At 38.0% G+C, this 21,069-nt stretch carries 25 protein-coding genes and 1 other RNA gene; 16 read left to right on the top strand and 10 right to left on the bottom strand.

Annotated elements, in window-relative coordinates; genetic code table 11:
• The first annotated feature begins 126 nt into the window (after nucleotides 1–126).
• Nucleotides 127–1,191: a sensor histidine kinase gene (locus tag BLS35_RS13995; RefSeq protein ID WP_090782048.1), complete on the top strand. Its 1,065-nt coding sequence runs from the start codon at nucleotides 127–129 to the stop codon at nucleotides 1,189–1,191.
• Nucleotides 1,188–1,922, top strand: a complete 735-nt coding sequence (locus BLS35_RS13990) for a LytR/AlgR family response regulator transcription factor (RefSeq protein WP_090782046.1) — start codon at nucleotides 1,188–1,190, stop codon at nucleotides 1,920–1,922. Before BLS35_RS13995 ends, BLS35_RS13990 begins: the two co-directional genes overlap by 4 nt.
• Here the strand turns inward: BLS35_RS13990 and BLS35_RS13985 are convergent.
• From BLS35_RS13985 to BLS35_RS13975, 3 genes are read right to left on the bottom strand one after another with little or no spacing between them, the layout of a single operon-like run.
• Nucleotides 1,909–2,454: a GNAT family N-acetyltransferase gene (locus BLS35_RS13985; protein ID WP_090782045.1), complete on the bottom strand. Its 546-nt coding sequence runs from the start codon at nucleotides 2,452–2,454 to the stop codon at nucleotides 1,909–1,911. The genes BLS35_RS13990 and BLS35_RS13985 overlap by 14 nt on opposite strands.
• A 6-nt stretch (nucleotides 2,455–2,460) precedes the next feature.
• A complete protein-coding gene (locus BLS35_RS13980) occupies nucleotides 2,461–2,805 on the bottom strand; it encodes a hypothetical protein (RefSeq protein WP_132226060.1) in 345 nt (114 codons plus the stop codon).
• 38 nt (nucleotides 2,806–2,843) lie between these two features.
• Nucleotides 2,844–3,566, bottom strand: a complete 723-nt coding sequence (locus BLS35_RS13975; protein WP_090782043.1) for a class I SAM-dependent methyltransferase — start codon at nucleotides 3,564–3,566, stop codon at nucleotides 2,844–2,846.
• 95 nt (nucleotides 3,567–3,661) lie between these two features.
• Here BLS35_RS13975 and BLS35_RS13970 point away from each other — a divergent pair, with 95 nt between their 5' ends.
• The 6 genes from BLS35_RS13970 (at nucleotide 3,662) to BLS35_RS13945 (ending at nucleotide 7,631) form a co-directional block, all read left to right on the top strand.
• Nucleotides 3,662–4,534, top strand: coding sequence for a LysR family transcriptional regulator (locus BLS35_RS13970; protein WP_090782041.1), 873 nt, complete (start codon nucleotides 3,662–3,664; stop codon nucleotides 4,532–4,534).
• A gap of 27 nt (nucleotides 4,535–4,561) precedes the next feature.
• A complete protein-coding gene (gene punC, locus BLS35_RS13965; protein ID WP_207909170.1) occupies nucleotides 4,562–5,770 on the top strand; it encodes a purine nucleoside transporter PunC in 1,209 nt (402 codons plus the stop codon).
• 93 nt (nucleotides 5,771–5,863) lie between these two features.
• The gene (locus BLS35_RS13960) at nucleotides 5,864–6,187 is read left to right on the top strand and encodes an ArsR/SmtB family transcription factor (RefSeq protein WP_090782039.1); all 324 of its coding nucleotides are present in this window, start codon (nucleotides 5,864–5,866) and stop codon (nucleotides 6,185–6,187) included.
• 6 nt (nucleotides 6,188–6,193) lie between these two features.
• Nucleotides 6,194–6,661, top strand: coding sequence for an SRPBCC family protein (locus tag BLS35_RS13955; protein ID WP_090782037.1), 468 nt, complete (start codon nucleotides 6,194–6,196; stop codon nucleotides 6,659–6,661).
• A gap of 6 nt (nucleotides 6,662–6,667) precedes the next feature.
• On the top strand, nucleotides 6,668–7,051 hold the full coding sequence (locus tag BLS35_RS13950) for a DoxX family protein (RefSeq protein ID WP_090782034.1): 384 nt from the start codon (nucleotides 6,668–6,670) through the stop codon (nucleotides 7,049–7,051).
• Nucleotides 7,052–7,064: 13 nt separating this feature from the next.
• Complete coding sequence (locus tag BLS35_RS13945; RefSeq protein ID WP_090782032.1) at nucleotides 7,065–7,631, top strand: DUF4256 domain-containing protein; 567 nt, start codon at nucleotides 7,065–7,067, stop codon at nucleotides 7,629–7,631.
• A gap of 95 nt (nucleotides 7,632–7,726) precedes the next feature.
• Here the strand turns inward: BLS35_RS13945 and BLS35_RS13940 are convergent, their stop codons facing one another.
• Nucleotides 7,727–8,074, bottom strand: coding sequence for a hypothetical protein (locus BLS35_RS13940; RefSeq protein WP_090782030.1), 348 nt, complete (start codon nucleotides 8,072–8,074; stop codon nucleotides 7,727–7,729).
• Between the two features lie 131 nt (nucleotides 8,075–8,205).
• Here BLS35_RS13940 and BLS35_RS13935 point away from each other — a divergent pair, with 131 nt between their 5' ends.
• Nucleotides 8,206–8,958: a LuxR C-terminal-related transcriptional regulator gene (locus BLS35_RS13935; protein WP_090782027.1), complete on the top strand. Its 753-nt coding sequence runs from the start codon at nucleotides 8,206–8,208 to the stop codon at nucleotides 8,956–8,958.
• Between the two features lie 2 nt (nucleotides 8,959–8,960).
• On the opposite strand, the gene BLS35_RS13930 is transcribed toward BLS35_RS13935, so the two are convergent.
• The gene (locus BLS35_RS13930) at nucleotides 8,961–9,809 is read right to left on the bottom strand and encodes a class I SAM-dependent methyltransferase (protein ID WP_090782025.1); all 849 of its coding nucleotides are present in this window, start codon (nucleotides 9,807–9,809) and stop codon (nucleotides 8,961–8,963) included.
• Nucleotides 9,810–9,907: 98 nt separating this feature from the next.
• Between BLS35_RS13930 and BLS35_RS13925 the strand changes: the two genes are divergently transcribed.
• Together BLS35_RS13925 and BLS35_RS13920 are read left to right on the top strand one after the other, a co-directional pair.
• Nucleotides 9,908–10,984, top strand: a complete 1,077-nt coding sequence (locus tag BLS35_RS13925) for an aminotransferase class V-fold PLP-dependent enzyme (RefSeq protein ID WP_090782022.1) — start codon at nucleotides 9,908–9,910, stop codon at nucleotides 10,982–10,984.
• Nucleotides 10,985–11,176: 192 nt separating this feature from the next.
• The gene (locus BLS35_RS13920; RefSeq protein WP_090782020.1) at nucleotides 11,177–11,980 is read left to right on the top strand and encodes a murein L,D-transpeptidase catalytic domain family protein; all 804 of its coding nucleotides are present in this window, start codon (nucleotides 11,177–11,179) and stop codon (nucleotides 11,978–11,980) included.
• Between the two features lie 52 nt (nucleotides 11,981–12,032).
• On the opposite strand, the gene BLS35_RS13915 is transcribed toward BLS35_RS13920, so the two are convergent.
• Nucleotides 12,033–12,875, bottom strand: a complete 843-nt coding sequence (locus tag BLS35_RS13915; RefSeq protein WP_090782018.1) for a VOC family protein — start codon at nucleotides 12,873–12,875, stop codon at nucleotides 12,033–12,035.
• A gap of 116 nt (nucleotides 12,876–12,991) precedes the next feature.
• Complete coding sequence (locus BLS35_RS13910) at nucleotides 12,992–14,116, bottom strand: class I SAM-dependent methyltransferase (RefSeq protein WP_207909171.1); 1,125 nt, start codon at nucleotides 14,114–14,116, stop codon at nucleotides 12,992–12,994.
• 192 nt (nucleotides 14,117–14,308) lie between these two features.
• On the opposite strand from BLS35_RS13910, the gene BLS35_RS13905 reads away from it, so the two are divergent.
• A complete protein-coding gene (locus BLS35_RS13905) occupies nucleotides 14,309–15,388 on the top strand; it encodes a universal stress protein (protein ID WP_090782014.1) in 1,080 nt (359 codons plus the stop codon).
• A 57-nt stretch (nucleotides 15,389–15,445) separates the two neighbouring features.
• Nucleotides 15,446–15,766: a hypothetical protein gene (locus tag BLS35_RS13900; RefSeq protein WP_090782012.1), complete on the top strand. Its 321-nt coding sequence runs from the start codon at nucleotides 15,446–15,448 to the stop codon at nucleotides 15,764–15,766.
• A gap of 52 nt (nucleotides 15,767–15,818) precedes the next feature.
• Here BLS35_RS13900 and BLS35_RS13895 read toward each other — a convergent pair whose 3' ends face one another.
• Nucleotides 15,819–17,114, bottom strand: coding sequence for an NRAMP family divalent metal transporter (locus BLS35_RS13895; protein WP_090782009.1), 1,296 nt, complete (start codon nucleotides 17,112–17,114; stop codon nucleotides 15,819–15,821).
• Between the two features lie 391 nt (nucleotides 17,115–17,505).
• Here BLS35_RS13895 and BLS35_RS13890 point away from each other — a divergent pair, with 391 nt between their 5' ends.
• The 3 genes from BLS35_RS13890 to BLS35_RS13880 all read left to right on the top strand — a co-directional run bounded on the left by BLS35_RS13890 (nucleotide 17,506) and on the right by BLS35_RS13880 (nucleotide 20,033).
• Nucleotides 17,506–18,792 (top strand): sensor histidine kinase, encoded by a 1,287-nt coding sequence (locus BLS35_RS13890; RefSeq protein WP_165973392.1) that lies wholly within the window; start codon nucleotides 17,506–17,508, stop codon nucleotides 18,790–18,792.
• Between the two features lie 97 nt (nucleotides 18,793–18,889).
• Nucleotides 18,890–19,465 (top strand): PhnA domain-containing protein, encoded by a 576-nt coding sequence (locus tag BLS35_RS13885; RefSeq protein WP_090782005.1) that lies wholly within the window; start codon nucleotides 18,890–18,892, stop codon nucleotides 19,463–19,465.
• 37 nt (nucleotides 19,466–19,502) lie between these two features.
• Nucleotides 19,503–20,033, top strand: a complete 531-nt coding sequence (locus BLS35_RS13880; protein WP_090782003.1) for a D-glycero-alpha-D-manno-heptose-1,7-bisphosphate 7-phosphatase — start codon at nucleotides 19,503–19,505, stop codon at nucleotides 20,031–20,033.
• A 77-nt stretch (nucleotides 20,034–20,110) separates the two neighbouring features.
• Here the strand turns inward: BLS35_RS13880 and fsa are convergent, their stop codons facing one another.
• Nucleotides 20,111–20,770 (bottom strand): fructose-6-phosphate aldolase, encoded by a 660-nt coding sequence (fsa, locus tag BLS35_RS13875; protein ID WP_090782001.1) that lies wholly within the window; start codon nucleotides 20,768–20,770, stop codon nucleotides 20,111–20,113.
• Nucleotides 20,771–20,912: 142 nt separating this feature from the next.
• Nucleotides 20,913–21,012: signal recognition particle sRNA small type (gene ffs, locus BLS35_RS13870), an RNA gene on the bottom strand.
• Nucleotides 21,013–21,069: the final 57 nt, after the last annotated feature.

Below are 21,069 nucleotides of genomic sequence, written 5' to 3'. Positions count from 1 at the left end.
AAAGCGCTTAGTTATTATACTAAAATTGAAATACCCTGAATTTGGTATAATAAGGGAGGTGTTTAGTATAATTTTGTCAATGAGGTTGTGGTATTCCGCTATCTTCGTTAATTATAAAAATTTGAAATGAAAGCAAACCTTGAACTGAAGAATACAAACCTCCTGCAGTTTATTATCGACGATCGGTACAGGATCTTACGTCATGTTGTATTTTTAGTGGCAAGTTTGGTTGTAATTTCTTATTCCAATTGGCAGGTTGGATATCCCGAACCTTTAAAGTATTATAGATTGTTCTGTGTCTATGGTGTGCTGATCACAATATGCTATATCAATATGTACTTTTTGGTTCCCGTTTTTTTCTTTAGGGGTAGACATTTATTGTATCTGGTTCTTCTTTCGCTCTTGGTATTCCTCAGTCTGACTTTCATGGCAACTTTGTTTCATGCACATCTGATTTCAGGGGAGATCCCGCAAGTTGGGAACTATAGGGGCTTTTTTGAGGGATTTTTTATAACGGTGTCGATTGTTCTGATTACCACCATGATTAAATTATTTCAACGTTGGACAAAGGACAATGACCGAATTGCCGAATTGAAAAACATCACCTTGAGGATGGAACTTAATGAGTTAAGAAATCAGATCAATCCGCACTTCTTTTTCAACATGTTGAACGGTATAAAAGCATTGATACGAACTGACCCTGAGAAGGCGAACCTTGTTATTATGAAACTCTCAGAGTTTTTACGCTACCAGATTTACGAGAACAATGAAGCGCAAACATTATTGAGCTCTGAAATCATTTTTTTATCAAACTTCCTTGACCTCGAGATGCTTAGGAGGGATCACCTCGTCATTGACGTTAGTGTCCCGGATACATCTGGAATACTGAATGGTATTTTTATACCCCCAAACTTGTTTACCACGTTTGTAGAAAATGCGGTCAAACATAGTGTGAATATCAGTGGCGGTCAATCTCATATTGGCATCAAAATAGCGCTTTTTGGAAATCAGCTTCATTTCTCATGTACAAATTCAATAGACCCTAATTTTATTTTAACAGATCAGAAAAACAGTGGATTAGGACTGTCGAACATCAAACGCAGGCTTGAGCTACTGTACCATGAGAATTATTCTATGACTGTAAATTCCACAGAAAATCAGTTTACCATTACATTAATTTTACCCTTATGAACTGTATCATTGTAGATGACGAACCCCTGGCCAGAGCTGAAATGACAGCATTGATTAAAGAGGTATCCGATACTGAAATATTGGGAGACTTTTCCAATGCTCCGATGGCGCTTGAATTCTTGAGATCAAATCAGGTCGATTTGGTTTTTCTGGATATCGAAATGCCGATGGTGACCGGACTGGAGTTTGCTACAGAGTTGCCTGAATCTACAATGATAATATTCAGCACAGCTTATCCGCAATACGCTTTAAAAAGCTATGAACTGGATGCTATTGACTATTTACTCAAACCAATAGATAAGTCAAGACTAAGCAAGGCCATAAGAAAGGCTGAGGCATATCAGGGATTGCTATCAGATCATCCCGAAAAGAATACAGTTGAAGGCAGTACAGCAGATTTCCTATTGATTAAATCTGACAGGAGGTTTCACAGAATCAAATTTGTTGACATCAGGTTTATTGAAGGGTTAAAAGACTATGTAGTGATCCATACAACAAATCAGAAGTTGATTACTGCGATGAATTTAAAAACTTTCCATCAGAAAATTCCGGCGGATAGTTTTTTGCGCGTAAGCAAGTCCTATATCGTAAATAAAAATTTTATCGAGTCTTTTGATCACCATACGATTTACCTGGGGGAAAATGAACTACCCATTGGCGAGGTCTACAAAAAGGAATTCTTTGCGCTGTATTCTGGCGGCACAATCTCTCCAGATGTTATAGGCCTGTAGTTTCATACAGATCCTGTAGCATGTCAAATCTGGCTTTATAGGTAAAGTTTGCTTTTTCGAGCACCTTCCTTGCTGCGATGTTTTCTCGGTTAACCACAGCGCCAATCTTTAAAATTCCCTGATCTGATAAGCTGTCAATCAATTGCGGCAGGATTTCGGTCATGATATAACAGCCACTGGCAAAGCCACTCAGGTAAAATTCAATAAAAAATGGATAATGATCCATTTGATAATGCTGTTTGGCTACTTCAGGAGAGATCAGGTCGATGATGCCAATTACTTTGTTGAGTTGTTTATGCGTAATGAAATGGATGTAATTGTGCCCGGAATGGTAATTCATGACCATGGTCTGCAAAAACAATTCCGCTTCCTGTAAGTTGTGTAGCCGCTTTCCGGGGATAAATTTTAGCGTTTGGTCGTCCGATAGAATGGAAAAGATATCGCTGCTGAGCTCCTGGAATCTTCCTAAATCTTCAGGACGGAAGGTATGGATCAACAGCGTATCGTTTTCAAGGAATATCGGTTTCAGCATTTGGTTCTAAGAAAGGAGATAAGCTGTTACGATATCCTGTATTTGTGTTGGCAGAATTGCTGGGACATGGTTATCCAGTTGATGTTGAGCTGAATTGAATTTTTCAATATAAGTAGCGCTCTGGTCATTGAATTTCAAATAGCCTTGTTCAAAGAATCGTTCCTGGACTTCGCCTGAGGAATCCATCGACCGGAAGGTAAGAGACTGAATTTGTTTTGTTTTTTTGTCCAGAATAAGCCAGCGGAAAATTTCTGAAATATCAGCATCTTCAGTAAGATCTGTTCTTTTGATCTCCATTATGCAGTACTCAGGGTTCTCCAGGTAATAAAGGCAGGTAAAAACGGGTTTCATGCGTGTAATAGTATGTGTGCGCCGAAAATAGAAAAAAATTATTTTATTCCACCAAAAGCTGCGAAACAGGAATTTTTATGGAGGACCTCAATAGCTTTAAATCCTACTTTATTTAATAAATTAAGCTGATAACTTAAGGAACGTGGTGTATCCTCATAGGCAATGTAATCGAATACTTTTTGCGCATATACTGTGCCACCTAGTGTTTCAAGATATGTTCTGTATTTATCTTCAAATAGCTTATTAATCAGCTCGGAGTCATGCGTAATTAAGTCAGAAATCCAAATACCGCCACCCGGTTTAAGTGCATTGTATACTTTACTGAAAACCAGTTCCCAATCCTCATCAGTACGTAAATGATGAAATGTGGCAGCAGCCAGTACGATATCAAAATGGTTGTCAGGTAAATCGAGGTTGCGCATATCATCCTGTATGACAGTTACCTGGCCATTAGTTTTTTCAGATACTCTTTCTTTTGCCTTCTCTAGCATCGGCATACTCAAATCATTCAGCGTACAATTCAATTCAGGAATTTTGCTCAGCATTTTCAAAGTATAGTTACCTGCGCCGCAACCGATATCCAGCAATTCTTTTGCATGCGGGGCAATATATTTTGCTGCTTCGGTGCATAATTCCATAGTAAGTGGGGCATCAATGGTCGTTTGTTGTCCAGACTCAAGATTTGAGAAGCGTTCAACATCATTATCGAACCTTGTCTTAATCTCGTCGTTAGTAGCTTTTTGCGAATGATCTGTTTTCATGTTTTACCTTTTTTTTTTGTCAAAACTAATGGCTTTTATCATATTTGAAAAATATCAATTTAGTCAATTGATGATACTTATTGGGTATTGTAGATATGGAACTTAGACATCTTTTATATTTTAAAACTGTTGCAGAAGAATTACATTTTACAAAAGCTGCAACAAAGCTTTTTATTTCACAGCCGCCTTTGAGTCGCCAAATTAAAGAGCTGGAACAGGAGTTAGAGCTGCAATTATTTACGCGTAACAATAAGCAGGTCACCTTAACAGATGCCGGGAAATATTTCAAAAGTGAGGTCGATGCAATTTTTGCCAAGTTGGAAGAAAGTAAAAGTATAGCGCGCCAAATTCATTTAAGTGCAAGCGGGGAGTTAAAGATTGGCTACATCAGTTCGGTTTATCAATCTTACCTGGCCGAAATTTTAAAAGCGATGCGTCAGGAATTCCCTTATATAAAAACGGGCTTATTTGAAATGCCAACGATCAGCCAAATAGAAGCTTTGGAACAAGGGAGGCTAGATGTAGGTATTTTAAGGGCACCCATTCTTTCGGAAAAACTAGTTGTTAAGACTTTGTTTTTTGATCCTTTTATAGTGGTCATTCCGCTTTCGGAACAAACATTCAATACCAATAAGGAATTAGCGGATTTTTTAAAAAAGAGTCCATTTATATTTTTCAATAAGGAATTTGCACCTCATTATAACCACAAGCTAATCGAGATTTGCAAACGCATGCAATTTGCTCCTGATATTACCCATGAGGCTAATAACGTACACTCGATACTACAATTAGTAGAAGCTGGTCTAGGTGTATCGATACTGCCTTTATCGCTTAAAAGACAATATGACCACTTAAAAGTCTCCTTTGTAGAATTGAAAGACATTCCCGTAAATACGGAAGTGGTAATAGCCTATAAGGCAACAAATAGAAATCCGGCCTTGAAATGGTTTATTGACAATTATGGCTAATTTCTTTTGTCTTATCTTTGCGCGACCATGAATAATGAGTGTATTTCAAAAAATAATAAGAACAGCTTTCTATTTTTTATCTACTTAGTCGGACTAAGCATTATCGGTTTATTGGCCACAGATATGTATCTACCTGCATTTGATAAAATGCGCATAGATCTGAACTCTAGCAAAAGCAGCATCGGCGCTACAATGAGTTTGTTTTTAGCAGGATACGCCATTGCACAATTGTTATGGGGACCGATATCTGATAAAGCAGGCAAGCCCAAAACAGTACTGATGGGCTTAAGTATCTTTACGATCGCTTCATTAGGTATTTTTTTTACGGAAAGCGTAAGCATCTTATTAATGCTAAGATTAGTACAAGCGATTGGCGTTTGTGCAGCTGCTGTATGCTGGCAAGCATTGGTTATTGAAAGATATCCACCAGAAGAAACCAATAAGGTATTTGCCTCAATTATGCCTTTAGTGGCATTATCTCCAGCATTAGCACCGGTAATGGGCGCTTTCTTACTGGACGCTTTCGGATGGAGATCTATATTTATCGCATTAGGTTTAATTGCGGTATTATTAATCCTGTATACCTTAACCATAAAGGAAGACCAAATAGGAGCTGACCACAAGACTAAGCCGCTGAATTCGACATCGGATAACACTTATTTATCACTTTTAAGATCAAAAGGCTACGTAGGTAATGTTTTTATCTATGCCCTTTGCTCGGCGGCTTTTTTTGCCTGGCTTACCGGTTGTCCTTTCTTTTTAAAAGAACTTGGATATAATGAGAGTCAGATTGGATTTAGTTTTTTTCCGCAAACTATCTCATTTTTGATCGGTGGCTATGGCTACAGAAGCTTATCCAGTAGAATAGAAGGGAAAAAACTTCTTCCTATATTGCTTATCATATACTCGATCAGTTGCCTGTCCCTTTATCTGATTACCATTTCAATTACGCCCACACTGACCATATTACTTATTCCATTTTGTTTAATGGCTTTATCCAATGGTGCCTGCTATCCGATAGTTGTAGCAGCGGCATTAAAAGCATTTCCAAATAATTCGGGAAAGGCGGCTGCTATGCAAAATACCATTCAGTTGGGAATTTGTTTTTTAGCAAGTGCAATTGTTTCCTTGTTTTCTAAAGATGCTTTATTGAGCACCACGATTGTAATGACTTGTACAATTCCTTTAGTTTATATAGGGTATAGGTTTACTTTAAAAACTAATCTGTATTGGTAATCCGCTGGAATTCATGTTTTTTCAGATTATTTTTTTATAAATATTTGCGTAGTTAAATAACTACATATATATTTGTAGTCAAATAGCTACATAATGAATTTAAGACGAGATGTATTTCAAGCCATAGCAGATCCAACAAGAAGGGCTATACTGATGTTGGTAGCTACGCAATCCTTGACTGCAGGAGCTATAGCTTCAAATTTCGATACCGCAAGACCGACTGTTTCAAAACACTTGCAAATACTTACTGAGTGCGAGTTGCTTAAGCAAGCGCAAAATGGGAGAGAGGTTTACTATGAAATTAATGCAAAAAAAATGAAAGAAGTAGCCGATTTTATTGAGCCATTCCGCAATATGTGGGATGATCGATTTAATAAACTAGAAGCCATCATGAAAAACTACAAATCTGAGAAATAAAATCATATGGAACGGAAAACAAAAATCAATGCAGAAGAGGGTAGACAAGATTTATTGATTACCAGAGAATTTGATTTGCCACTGGACCTGCTTTTTAAAGCATATGCCGAAGCCGAAATTGTTGAACAATGGATGGGGACCAAAGTGCTAAAATTGGAGAATAAACAGCATGGGAGCTGGCGATTCGAAACAAGCGATGCTCAAGGGAATGTCGTATTTAGGGCCAATGGAGTAATCCATGAGTTTGTTCCGAACCGGAAGATCACAAGAACATTTGAAATGGAGAATGCGCCTTTTGAGGTTCAGCTTGAGTTCCTGGAATTTGAGCAACTTACTGACAGCAGCAGCAAGCTAAATATACATGCTATATATAGATCAGTTGCACTCAGAGATCAAATGCTGCGCTTGCCCTTTGCACAAGGTATAAATATGGCACATAACCGATTACAAGACATCCTAAACAAATTAAAATAATACGTTATGACAAAAAGAAACAAAATAATCTATTGGATTGCTACAATCTGGCTTTCCTTAGGAATGGTATCAACTGGAGTGGTCCAGCTGTTAAAAGTGAAAGAGGAGATCGCTCTTTTTACAAACCTGGGCTATCCACTCTATTTAATGACAATACTAGCTATCTGGAAATTTTTAGGCGTTATAGCCGTACTTATTCCTAAATTTCCTTTACTAAAAGAGTGGGCTTATGCAGGCTTCTTTTTTGCAATGTCTGGTGCCGTGTTTTCTCACCTGGCTCATGGTGATGGCGCAAAAGAGTTTTTTGGCCCAATATTATTACTTATCCTGACTGTTGTATCTTGGTATTTCAGACCTGAGGATAGAAAAATGACTTCAGTTAAGCTATAAAAATATAATCGACATGAAAAATAATAAAAAGGTATTATCACCAGAGCAAAACGCAGAACTACTCAATACGTTGAAAGCGCGCTTTCATAAACACATGAATCGCCATAAGGATCTGGACTGGGATAAAGTGCAAGCAAAGCTCGAAGCTAAGCCGGAAAAATTGTGGGTGTTGGATGAAATGGAAGTAACTGGCGGGGAGCCAGATGTTGTTGGTTATGATGAAAAAACGGGAGAATACATTTTTTACGATTGTTCAGCCGAAAGTCCTAAAGGCCGTAGAAGCCTTTGTTACGACCGTGAAGCTTGGGAATCGAGGAAAGAGCATAAACCTGCAAACAACGTTACTGAGACGGCTAACGCTATGGGGATTGAACTTTTAACGGAAGAAGAATATAGAATGTTACAGGACTTCGGAAAGTTTGATACTAAGACTTCAAGCTGGTTGGCTACACCTGCTGACATTAGAAAACTTGGTGGTGCCATTTTTGGAGATTATCGCTACGGAACAGTATTCTTGTATCATAATGGTGCGGAATCTTACTACGCTGCAAGAGGATTTCGTGGTTCATTAAGGGTTTAATGTGAGATAAAGTCAAGGTGTTTAGGTTGAATATCATTTATTTAATACTGAGTGTGATTTTTGGCCTGTTCGAGTATTATATGAGATCATAGTTTTTACTGCTCCTGTAATTCTTCTGGCCTTACTTTTCGTTGTGGGCGGTATCCGATCAGGGCCAGATTGATTTCATCCTGAGTGTTGGGGTTGATCAATTTCGAGCAGTAACCATCTCCATTTTCATCACTAAAACTGATTACTGTTCGTTCCCTGGGGTGGTTGATCTCAGGTAAGGTAGTCAACACCTCTAATAAGTTATCATAAATGCTTCTGATGTCTTCTTTTGTAGGTAAAACAAACAAAATTTCATCCCTACGGCCATCAAAAAAGGTAACAGTACGCCAGGATTGTTCCTGGTAATGTGCTTTCAGGTTTGATAGGAGTTGCGCTTTATAAGGATGTTTCATCTTAGTTCTGATTGGTGAGGCTAATATAACAGATTAACTGGAGTTGAGCTGATTGTTGGGGAAGTTATCTGGATGTTTTTTTACGATTTACAAATTATTGTATTAATTTGTTACATCTAATTAATCACTCTATGACTCCTGCAATACAAGGCCTACATGAAGTTTGGCTTTCAAATAGAACCATTGAACCTATTCCGCATCATATATCCTTTGATGACCTGACAAATTCAATTATTAGTACAGGGCCGTTTTCGTTTTATGTGATTGACTTTTTTGACATGTCTATTTCTGACATTAGTCCATCGCTTTATGAGATGCATGACTTTGATCCTGAAACGATCAACTTTAATGATCTATTGGGTGCTATACATCCGGATGATTTGAACTTTGTTATCAAGGCAGAGGCCTTTCTGACTAAATTTTTCATGGAGAAAGTTGGCCGAGAGAAGTTGTTGAGTTATAAAATTAGCTACTGCTATAGGGGGCGCTTAAGAAACGGAGAATTTGCACTTTTCAATCACCAGGCATTAATGTTAACAATGGATGATCAAGGCGGTTATGGTAAGTCATTAATTATCAATACCCGTGTTGATCACCTGAGTAGTTTTAATACTTACAAATTATCGCTTGTTGGACTTCATGGTGAACCTTCTTTTATGAATCTAAGTCTAGATGAAGATAATCAAGATTTAAAAGAGTTTTCTAAAAGGGAGATCGACATTATTAAACTTGTTAGTAATGGCTTAAGTAATGAAGAGATAGGTGAAAAGCTTTTTATCAGTCCATACACCGTAAAGAAACATCGTAATAATATTCTAATGAAATCAGATTGTAAAAATACAGCTCAACTTGTAAAAAACTGTATTCTTCAAGGGGTTATTTAGCTTTATTTCTTCTGCGCGTAAACTACGATAGCGCTTGAGTCAATAATTACGTTTCCATCAGGATATTTTTGGTTTATTGCTGCATATACTTCGGCTTTTATTTTGTCTTTCATCGCTTGATCTGCTTTACTAAGAGCAGCAACAACAGGGGCCGCAATATCAGTCATGAGGTTCCAGTAGGTATCGGTTGTCCCGCAATTCATCTTTCCCGCGATTTCCTTTTCAGAGATATCAGTTAAACCTGCTTCTTTGAATAAATCAGACATCATTCCTGCTTTAGCACAGCGAAACATTCCTGGTGCTCCAGAAGGAGGGGCTGGAATGTCCATATTTTTCTGGATTACACCCATGGATGCTGTTATCCAGAAATTTTTTTCTGGAATACTCCATACAGAAGTTGCCACTTTACCACCTGGCTTGAGTACACGCGCCATTTCTTTAGCTGCCAATTGCATGTCAGGGAAAAACATGAAACCAAATCGGCAACTAATGATGTCGAATGTGTTGTCTTCGAAGGGCAGTTCACTAACATCGCAAACGAGGGTTTCAATGTTTTTAATTCCTCTGTCTACTCCATTTTGACGAGCAATTTCTAGCATATCGGCTGAAAGATCAGTAAGCGTTACTTTTCCATTAGTCAGCATAGCTGCAATAGTTAATCCAGGTTCACCGGTTCCGGATGCAATATCTAGCACCATGTCATTGTTTTTAGGGCTTAGCAAACGAATCATTTCGTCACCTACGGGTTTTAAAAAGTCCATAGTAAGCGTATCCCATTTTTTCCAGCCTGCCGAAAACTTATTCCATACCTCTTGTTGCTGGTCGCGTATGATTTCGAGTTCTTGATTCATGATCGTAGATCTTAGACCGAAGAAACAATTTACTTTGATTTAAGTTTTCTATCTGTTAAAACAAAAGAAAAATACTCCATAACTATTACATTTGCTGTATGGAGATCACAGCACAATTCCCAGTATTAGAGGACTATACTTATCTTAATACGGCCAGTTCGGGTATTTTATCACAGTCTATACAACAGTGGCGGAGATCGCACGATGAAGGCTTTATGCGACGTGGAAGCGGATTTCGCACCCAGCAGGCTGATTTTTTACAGGACGTAAGGCAGCATGTGGCGCGTTTTTTTAGGGGTTCTATTGAAAATACCTTTCTTGTTCAGAATTTTTCTTTGGCATTTAATACTTTCTTAGACGGATTATCTCATGACCATAGGTTTCTTTTGATTAAGAGTGATTATCCTTCTGTAAATTACCCTGTTGAAAGTAGAGGCTTTATTTGTGACTATGCTGATCTGAACGAAGAGCTGGAACAAAATATATTAGCTAAAATAAAAGTCTTTAGACCATCTGTATTGGCCATAAGCTTGGTGCAATACATCGGTGGTATTAAAATCGATCTTAATTTTATAAAGCGATTAAAAACTGAATATCCGAATATGCTGATTGTTGCCGATGGGACTCAATTTTGCGGCACTGAAAACTTTAATTTTCAAGAATCGGGATTGGATGTGCTAATTAGTAGCGGCTATAAATGGATGCTAAGTGGATTCGGAAATGGTTTTGTGCTGATTAAGGAGGATGCATGTAAAGAGTTATATAAAAGCCGATTGAGCCATTCTTTGCCCACTGAGCCATTTTTAAAAGATAGGGGACTACTGTCACTTTGCTTTGAGCCAGGCCATTTGGATACACTAAACTTTGGTACGCTGAAACAATCTATATTGCTTTTAGAAGAATTTGGTATGGATGCTATTGAAAAGAGATTAAAGGAAATAGGGCAAATTGCTAAAAAGGCCTTTATGGACCGAGGCCTTCTTTCCAGGTCGGTAGTCGAGCGGACTTCACATTCTACCATATTCAACATAACTGCGAATGCTGAATTGATAAAAAGAATAAATGAAGCTAGTATATTGGCGTTACCACGAGGTGAAGGCTTGAGAGTGTCTTTTAATTTTTATAACAATGAAAGAGATTTAGCGTTCCTATTGAAGGTAATTGATAGGGATTAGTGGGCGTCAGTTCCAGATGGCCACTGCTATTTTTAAGTCATTTTAAGGTAATTGTTAAATATAGAGTTACTTACGTAAAATTAAATTCATACTTTTGGCTCAAGTTAAACCATAAACCATAAGAAAAAACCACATCTGTATAAACCTCTTACTTAAACATATTTATTTTTTAAAGCTAAGTAACTCTATAGGATGAGAAAATGCATTTTAGGGTTGTGGACACCAATTGTTATTATATTGGCTTTGACCACAATCAGCTGGAGATCAGTGAACAGGGAGATCGTACGACCATTAACAGTAGACACCACCACAGTACAACCAAGTAAAACCGTAAATAGCGATTCGTTATACAACAACTACATTAGTAAACTATATGATAGTGCTGGTCTGGAACTAAGCGGACTTAGGCTTGAAGTTTTTGAAAAAGCAGTTACGGGCTTCTATAACCTTAAAAATTCAGGAAAAATTGCTGAAGATAAATCTGTAGTAACTATCGCAGACTTTGACTTGAGAAGTACTGAGAAACGTTTATGGATTATCGATTTGAATAAGAAAACCTTGTTGCTGAATACCTGGGTAGCCCATGGGCAGGGTAGCGGCGGCGATAAAGCTGTAAATTTTTCAAATACCAGTGAATCTTTGAAAAGTAGTCTTGGGTTTTATGTAACCGGTGAGGTTTACAATGGAACGCATGGTCGTTCTTTAAGGCTAGATGGAATGGATGAAGGCTTTAATTCCAATGCGAGAAGGCGTGCCATTGTGGTGCATGGTGCAAATTATGTTGGTCCACAAACTATTTCTGCTCTGGGTAGATTAGGTAGAAGTCAGGGATGCCCGGCGGTACCACAATCGGTAGTTAAAAAAGTGATCGATAACATTGCAGGTGGGACGGTCTTGTTTATCAATTCGAGTGATGAACGCTTTAACTCCAAATACCTCGACGAAACAATGATGAGCACCTTAAAACCCTGGGAAGGGGGTGCGGATAATGTATAATTTTTAAATGTAAAGCGCATACCTATTGATTAAGGCATGCGCTTTACATTTATTAAGCATTTTCCAGATCGGCGATTACCAATTTTTTCATTTGCATCATTACCTTCATTACGTTTTGAGTACGGGCGGGGTCTGTAACCAATTTTCCCAATGATTGAGGAACGATCTGCCAGCTTACACCATATTTGTCGGTCAACCAACCACAAGCAACTTCGTAGCCGCCATTAGCGGTTAGTATATCCCAATAATTATCAATTTCATCCTGGGTTTCGCATTCTACAACTAATGAGATGGCATCGTTAAAGCCAAAGTCATGTTCGGCCGAGCTGTCCATAGCCATTGCTACAAAATCATTGATCTTGAATTGCGCATGCTTTACAAAATCAACATTTTCTTTATCTTCTTTACTATATTTCATGATGCCCTGTATACTGGAATTAGGGAAGAGTTGCGTATAATAATTTACAGCGCTTTCTGCTTTCCCTGCATTTGCACCGGTAAACATTAATGTTGGACAGAATTTTTGCGGCGTATCAGCTTTGTCTCCTGTGTATAATTGCCAGGAAACTCCGTATTTGTCCTGTACCCAGCCATATTTGGAACTCCAACCATAACTGTCCAATGGCATAAGTATTTTGCCACCTTCTATCAGTTTATTCCAATATTTTTCTGTTTCATCAGCTGTTTCACTGATAACCATAAATGATATGGCCGCATTAGGATCTGTAGATGGTCCATCGTTAAGTAACATGAATTTCTCACCACTCAATTCAATTTGTATAACAAATGGCGCGGTTTGATTGATTTTTCCCTCTCCAAAAGTTTGGATATAAAAATCAGCGGCTTCTGCAATTTTACCTCGGATCGTTAGACAAGGATAAATGGAATTTTTCATAATTATTTAGCTTTAAGTTTAAGCATTTTATCTACACTAAGTTACTGTTCTTACGATCGTATCTGAAGTGTATAATAGACAATTAAGGGGGTGATTTGCGACAAATAACATTAATTTTAAATACAGTAGGCAAGTCCGGATAGTTGTGCTGATCTTAAGCCCTTTTGCTGGATGAGCACCTTGTATTTACTACCCATTTCCAACAGAAGGGTATGGCTTATGGCTGCAACTTGTGCTGCAGCACCGAGGATATCCTTTTCTTGAGCCAAAGACTTGATGAGGTGTTCTCTAAAGCCAAAAGACATTAAAAAATATCCCTGATTGGTAAGTCCGCACGATGCTAATCCGTCTTTAGCTCCCCAATGTGCTAAAGCAGAAAAGTTGATGTGACAAGTCATATCCTGTTCACCAATATGTTCATAAGGAGAATCATTTATCGCATGATGGTAATAGCATAAGAGCGTGCCTTGACTTTTACTATCATTATACAACTCTGAATTCTGAAAACCATAGTCGATAGTAAGTACATAACCCTTGTTTAGCGCTGAAGCAATTTCGGCCAACCAATCCAGTGCTTCTAGATTGATTTCAGTGGAGTAACTTTTTGGGAGGGATACATTTAATTCTGTCAAATAATTTACAAGATCCTGATTAGCTGGTTGTAACATCTCTGTAAAACCATTTTGGTGATCTACAAACACTTCCATCAATTCTTGCTGCATCACCACACGGTGGATCGCAAAGTTATCTACCAATTCATTTGATAATACACAACCGTTGAGATCTTTAATTTCTTTAATGGAATTGTACCATTCTACCTTTTCAGTTAACTGTTTAGCTTCTTGATTACACATTATAGGGCTCTTTTCAATGATACAGTAACGGAGCTCTTTGTACATTCTTTCATTGTTTTTTAAATGATTGAGAATAGATTTGCAGAGGTCGCCTGTTCCTGCGCCATATTCTACGATGGTAAAAGCTGGGTTACCCATATGCATCCACATCTCTTCAAGCTGCTTTGCAATCATTACTCCGAATACAGGGCTGAGGGTAGAACTGGTGTAAAAATGCCCTTCCTTCCCAATGATATCTGGATTAGTGGTGTAATAGCCCATTTCAGGATGATACAAACAGGTTTCCATATAATCATGGAATGAAATAGGTCCCTGATCTTGAATTTGCCGGATAATGTGTTCAGAAAGGAGATTTGAGTTTACCAATGCCATTTCGATATCTTCCAATTGTGATAGCTGATTTATTTCAACCTCAGCCTAAGAACAGTTTTGAAAAAAAGTAGTTTGTTTTTTTTTATAAAACTGTTGTCATCAGTATTTGTTCTTTACCCAAAGGCTGATGCATTTATGACATAGCTATTTGCATCCTTTGTGCCGCTCGTTATTTGGGGGATATAATTCATATTAAAGAACAATATAATGGAAACATTTTCTGTACAATTCAAGATAGGTTGTCTTGAGTTAAGCGCTATAGTTACTGCATTTGACCATCACCGTCAGTTTAAGATAGAAATGGTAACCAATGAGCCTGCTCCGATTTTATTAAATCGATCGACAGAAGGGGTCTGGGCAATCGTTGAGCGTGGCGAAAGAAACATTTCTGATTTGGGATTTCAGGAACTACAAGCAGCTATTGATGCGCAGCTGGAAAAGTTTATAGGTGTAAAACACATGTTGGTGCTCACTGATTTTTCGGACGCAGCACTGAACGCGTGCACTTATGCAGCTGCATTGAGTAAACAATTAAAAACGAAAAGCTTAATGTTGTACCATTCTTATGAGTCTATTTTATTACCGCCAACGGGCTCTGCTCCGGTTAGCGCCCAGGCGACTGAATCATCGGAGGATAGTTTTACGAAATTGACCAGGTTGAAAGATGTATTGAGGCCATTGGTAGCACCTAAGACCGAAATAAAGATTCAAAGTGATGAAAGAACTTTAGTTACTGCTGTAAATATTTTGGTTCAGCAACAACACGCGGGGCTGGTGGTTGTAGGAATTACAGGAAAGAGTAAACTGGAAAGAGTGCTTATTGGTAGTAATACTTTGGATTTAGCGAACAACAGCGTGGCCCCCTTATTAATAGTACCACCTGTTGCAGTTTTTAAAACAATAAAGAAAATAGTTTTTGCTTGCGATTTGAAACGGGTATCGGAGTCGACCCCCGTGCTCGCTATAAAAGGCCTGGTTGATGCACTGGGGGCAACTTTGTACATATTAAATGTAGATCGAGATGGGGCGAGTTTTAATCCTGATACAATTAAGGAAATCTCCGACCTTCACCAATTGTGGGATGGAGGAAAACCTGAATATCATTATACTGATCATGAGGATACCGCCATCGGAATTATGGAATTCGCAGACAAGATCGGTGCTGATTTGGTGATCACTGTTCCTAAAGTATATGGTTTTTTTGACAGCATTTTACATCGCAGCCTTACACATAAATTAGCTTATCATACCCATCTTCCTTTGATGCTGTTTAGGGCAGAGCCTTAATACAGGTAACATCAGCACGTGTCATGTTTCAAAATGTTTCCTATATTTACAGCAATTATGGGTTACGCAAAAGAAAGAGGAAAGCTTGAACAGCTATTGGTTAAAATTGCAAGTGTAGACACTTACAATGAGAAAAGTTTAGCAATTCTGGTAGATAGCTACGAAAAATACTCACATACGGTGAGAATATTAAAGAATAAAAATGCCGACATCTTTATGGATATGTATACAAATGAGTTGCAGGCTATAAAGGAAGCTAAAAAAACACTTAGAGAAAGTGATTCTGATGAAAGTCGCCAGATCAATTTCATCGCTTATAAAACATCCATTGTAAGTGCGTTAGAAAAGACAATTAATACTACACTGGAGACTGTGTAGTTAAGCATACCGCTTAGCAGGGTATCCTGTGACTCAGGATACCTATTTGGTGCTATAAAGTGAAAAACAAGGCCACAGCGGCGGTCCCCATAATTACAAATGTTGTCCACAATAGGATTTTTGATAGTAAGCCACTTTTGTATTGGCCCATTATTTTGTCGCTGGCTGCAATCTTTACAATTAGAAACAATAAAGGGACGGCTGCTACACCATTGAGTACAGCAGTGTAAACCAAGGCTTTTAACGGATCAATACCTATGAAATTAATAGTGAGTCCCACCATAGTAGCGATGGTAATTACACCATAAAATCCATGCGCTTTTTTGAGTTTGAGATTTAGACTCGCATTCCAATCAAAGGCTTCTGATACTGCATAGGCTGCAGACCCGGATAATACCGGTACGGCCAGCAAGCCCAATCCAATAATACCTATAGAGAAGATCAGTTTGGCCAGGTAACCGGCGTTGGGGAAAGAGTGTACCAATGGTTCAAGTGCTTTTGCCGCGTCTGCTGCATTTTTGATATCCGTTACACCGCTACTATGCAAAACAGTCCCTCCAACCAATAGAATGCACCAGGTTGTAAATTCCGAAATGACCATCCCAACGTTGTTATCTTTTCGCATGGCATGTATATGTGGCCAGCCAATTCGAGGTTTTCCATCCCTCATTAACCCTTTTGCTTTTTCCTCTTCAACTTCCTGAGAGGCTTGCCAAAAAAACATATAGGGTGTGATGGTGGTTCCAAATACGCCGGTAATGATGAATAAAAAGTCAAAAGAGAACTCGAAATGCGGCACTACCGTTGCTCTTAATACGGTAGACCATGGTTGGTCTACAATAAATACGGTAATTGGATAAGCCAGCAAAGTAAGGGCGAGCCATTTTAGTATTCTGGAATAGATCTTATAATTGGTGAAAATTTCTAAGATCAAAATCGTTGCAGTAAAGAGAAGGGTTAGTATTACAAATGGAATTGGTACAAGTAATTGCGCTGCAGCTGCCATAGCACCAATATCTGCACCAATATTGATGGTGTTGGCTACCACGACCAGACCTACAACTGCATATAGAACTTTTCGACTGTAGTGCTCTTTGACCACTGCGGCTATACCTTTTCCAGTAACGAGGCCTATTCTGGCACAAGCTTCCTGCACGGCCGTCATAAATGGCAACATGTACAAAGCTGTCCATAATTGACCGTAACCAAATTGAGCACCAGTTTGAGAATAGGTAGCAATGCCTGATGGGTCGTCATCTGCAGCACCTGTGGTTAATCCTGGCCCCAAAAGGCTAAAGAATTTCTTAATTTTCCTAAGCCTGAATTTTAATTTTCTCTTTGGAACCATAGGTCGATTTTTGATGTAATAGGTTTTACAATATACCACCTATTTGACAATTTAAAAGTCTTATCTTTAATTAGGTTAAAAAAAATCATCCTATGAAATCTCGCTATATGGAACTTTCAGTATACGCGAAACTAAAGCATTATTTTTAATTTCTATTTGCTTCATAACTAATTAACTTACAAAGTATTAATTATTCGTGAAGTAAATTGGTGTCTTTGGATTTCCAGAATAATAAAAATTGGGAAGACAAAAATTGAACTTGAAAATTATAGTTCAAATCGATAAGATCATCGACGTATTTACAACTTTTATGCTTTAATTTGTAATTCACAGCGCCTCTCTTTTCCATATACAAGCAGAGCGTCAGCAGGGATTATTGATGTTTAAATATTTGAAACTTAATTGGGAAAATAATTGGCTCCGAATGGTAGGGGATGCAGAACACTTTTCATTGGAAGGTCGTATATTCCATGCCAATTGTATTGCTATTATCCTCGCTGTTTTTTTTACTGCGGTTTATAATTATGTTACCGCTCTTCATTATGCGGTTTTAATTTCCATTGTAATTCTACTGGTTCAAATTGGCTTATTTGGATTGAGCCGACTCAAAGGGAAGACTAAACTCGCCGTTAGATTATCTGTAATTCAAATTAACACCGCCATAACAGTCGCCTATTTTTATAATGCAGGTGCGGAGGGAAGCATAATGCTACTGTTTGTACTGAGTTTATTCCTGATATTCCTTATTATTCCACGTAAAAAATTAACCGTCTGGTACTTTTTTAATTTACTGTCTGTATTTGCGCTCCTTGGTATTGAGTACTTTTACCCAAATAGCATACAACAACATTATTTTAGTAGGGCTGAAGGATTTATTGATATTGCTTTTACTTACCTTTTGGTTAGTGTGATGATTGCTGTAGGTACGATTCAATTACGTAGAAGCTATCGGGCCCAAAAAGAAAAGGCCGAAGAAAAGGCAGTTAAACTGGAGTTGATGAACCAGGAAAAAGATAAGCTGTTTTCGATCATTGCTCATGATCTAAGTACACCGTTAAATTCATTACAACAATACCTGCAATTGCTGAACGAAATGGAGTTGAGTGCTCAGGAACGATTGGATGTAGAACGAAATTTAGCAACTTCTTTATCGGATGCGCAATACCTGTTAGGTAATTTATTGGAATGGGCCAAAAAGCAGCTCCATAATGCGCCAATGAATTTAAAACCAATGGTATTGCATACACAAGTATGGCCCACTTTACGCATGTTTGAACAAGTGGCATCCAGAAAAAATATAACGTTAGTTGTGGACATTGATAAAGATGCAACAATTCTCGCGGACAAAAACATGTTTGACCTGGTATTACGTAATTTGTTAAATAATGCGATAAAGTTTACCAATTTAAATGGTAAGATTTGGGTGAATACAATTGTTGACAAAAACCATTGTGTATTGGTAATCAAAGACGATGGTATTGGCATTTCGCAGGAACGACAAGATAAAATTTTTAGTCTAAATATAGCTTCCAGTTATGGAACGATGAATGAAAAAGGGACAGGGCTTGGCCTTTTGCTCTGTAAAGATTTTATTATTCAGCAAGGTGGTGATATTTGGTTTACGAGTGCTGCAAATGAGGGAACCACATTTTACGTAAAAATGAGGTTAGCTCAATAAGCTTAGTTAACAGTGTCATTTTAGCCCGAATGTTTTGTTCTGCTTTATTTAAAATTGGTAACTTTACAATCTTGATTTTAAACAAAAAGAACATATTTTGGAACAACAATTATTAGAAAGAAGCGAAAATAAATGTGAATTATGCCAATCGGCAGCATCTTTAAAGTTATACGAGGTTTTACCTCAATCGGGCAGAACTGAAGATAACTGTATTATGATTTGCGATAAGTGCTTAGGTCAGATTGAGAAAACTGAAGCGCTGGATGTAAAACATTTGAACTGCTTAAGAACAAGTATTTGGAGTGCAGTTCCTGGTGTGCAGGTGGTAACCTGGCGACTTTTACATCGTTTGAAGGACGAAAGCTGGGCTACAGAGAGTATAGAAATGATGTATATGGACGACAAAACTTTAGCATGGGCGGCAGCAGGTCTTGAGGAGGATAGTGCTGGTGCTGATGAGGTATATAAAGATTGCAATGGTCAGGTATTGGAAGCTGGAAATTCTGTTGTGCTTACAAAAACACTGGATGTTAAAGGTTCTTCACTGAGCGCTAAATTAGGTACTGTAGTAAAGAACATTCGTTTAGTCGAAGACAATACTGATCAGATTGAAGGTAAAATTGAGGGACAAACTATTGTAATTCTTACTAAATACGTAAGAAAGCAAAACTAATATTTTATAATCCCATGTTTGGGAAATAACATTAAAAATGAACAAAGCTATATTTCTAGACCGTGATGGGGTTTTGAATCACGAGATAAACGATTACATTACCAAACTGGAGGATTTTGAAATATTAACCTACCAGATTGCGCCATTAAAAAGGCTGCACGATGAGGGGTATCTTTTGATTATCATCACCAATCAGGGTGGAATTGCACAAAAAAGGTATACAGAGGAAGCGCTTGCGGAAATGCATAAGGGATTATACGCTAGTTTTGAGGCGCAGGGAGCGTTAATTACTCATGCATATTATTGTAAACATCACCCAACGGTTTCTGGGGACTGCGATTGTCGCAAGCCTAAATCAGGAATGCTATTAGAAGCGATTGCGACTTATGATATTGATCCGGCACAGTCAGTTATGATTGGCGACAAGCAACGCGATGTAGAGGCTGCAAATGGGGCAGGAGTGAAAGGTATTTTAATTGCTCCTGATGAGCAAATTGATTATGATTTGGTAAAGCTAGTATTGGCAGGTGATAAGTTTGATGTCTTGTCAGCAGCTATGCTTAAATAATTTAGGAACGAAAATTTTTGCATAAAAAAGGGATCATAAATTTAAATTTATGATCCCTTTTTTATAAGTGGTATATTTTATTTACCCGAAGCCTTAGCGTGGTCCGCTAGGAAAGTAGCTAAACCGCTATCAGTTAATGGGTGTTTCAATAAAGCTGTGATCGCAGCCAATGGAGCTGTAATTACATCAGCGCCCAATTTAGCACAAGCAACAATATGCAATGGTCCACGGATAGAAGCCGCAAGGATTTCAGTAGGGTATCCATAATTATCGAATATCAATCTGATGTCTTCAATTAATTGCAAACCATCAGTCGAAATATCATCTAAACGACCTAAAAATGGAGAAACATAAGAAGCTCCAGCTTTGGCAGCTAATAAAGCCTGTCCAGGAGAGAAAATTAAAGTACAATTGGTTCTGATTCCTTTTGAAGATAGATATTTGATTGCTTTTACGCCATCTTTAATCATTGGGATTTTAACAACGATTTTAGGATCTAACTTAGCTAAAGCTTCACCTTCTTTAATCATTTCCTCATAAGTTGTTGAAATAACTTCAGCACTTACGTTGTTATCTACAATAGCGCAGATCGCTTTATAATGGGCAGTTACGTTGGCGTCGCCTGTAATACCTTCCTTAGCCATAAGACTTGGATTAGTGGTTACACCATCTAAAACACCAAGGTCTTGTGCTTCTTTTATCTGGTCAAGATTAGCTGTATCAATGAAAAATTTCATGTTGTTTAAATTAGCAAATTGGTTAACGTATAAATTCTATCAAATAATTTCGCCTAAATTAGGCAATTACATTGAGCTCTTTTAAGAAAAATTGAATAATAAGGGGGATGTTCCGAATTTACTTCTATTGAAAAAAGTAAAAAATGGGCAAGCACCTTTTATCGCATCGCTACAACCTTCTACCCTTGCTTCGTTCCCGCCCTGGGGGAGTTCAAAGGGAGCTGATCGTAAAAGACTTGCCCGCCACAAAAGTAGGAAAAGAGTTCAGTCTACCAAAGAAAAAAGCATAAATATTTAAG

It is taken from the genome of Pedobacter sp. ok626 (genome assembly GCF_900100435.1).
Taxonomy (GTDB): domain Bacteria; phylum Bacteroidota; class Bacteroidia; order Sphingobacteriales; family Sphingobacteriaceae; genus Pedobacter.
The sequence above is the reverse complement of the archived record's forward strand: the minus strand, read 5'-3'. Positions and strand labels throughout refer to the sequence as shown.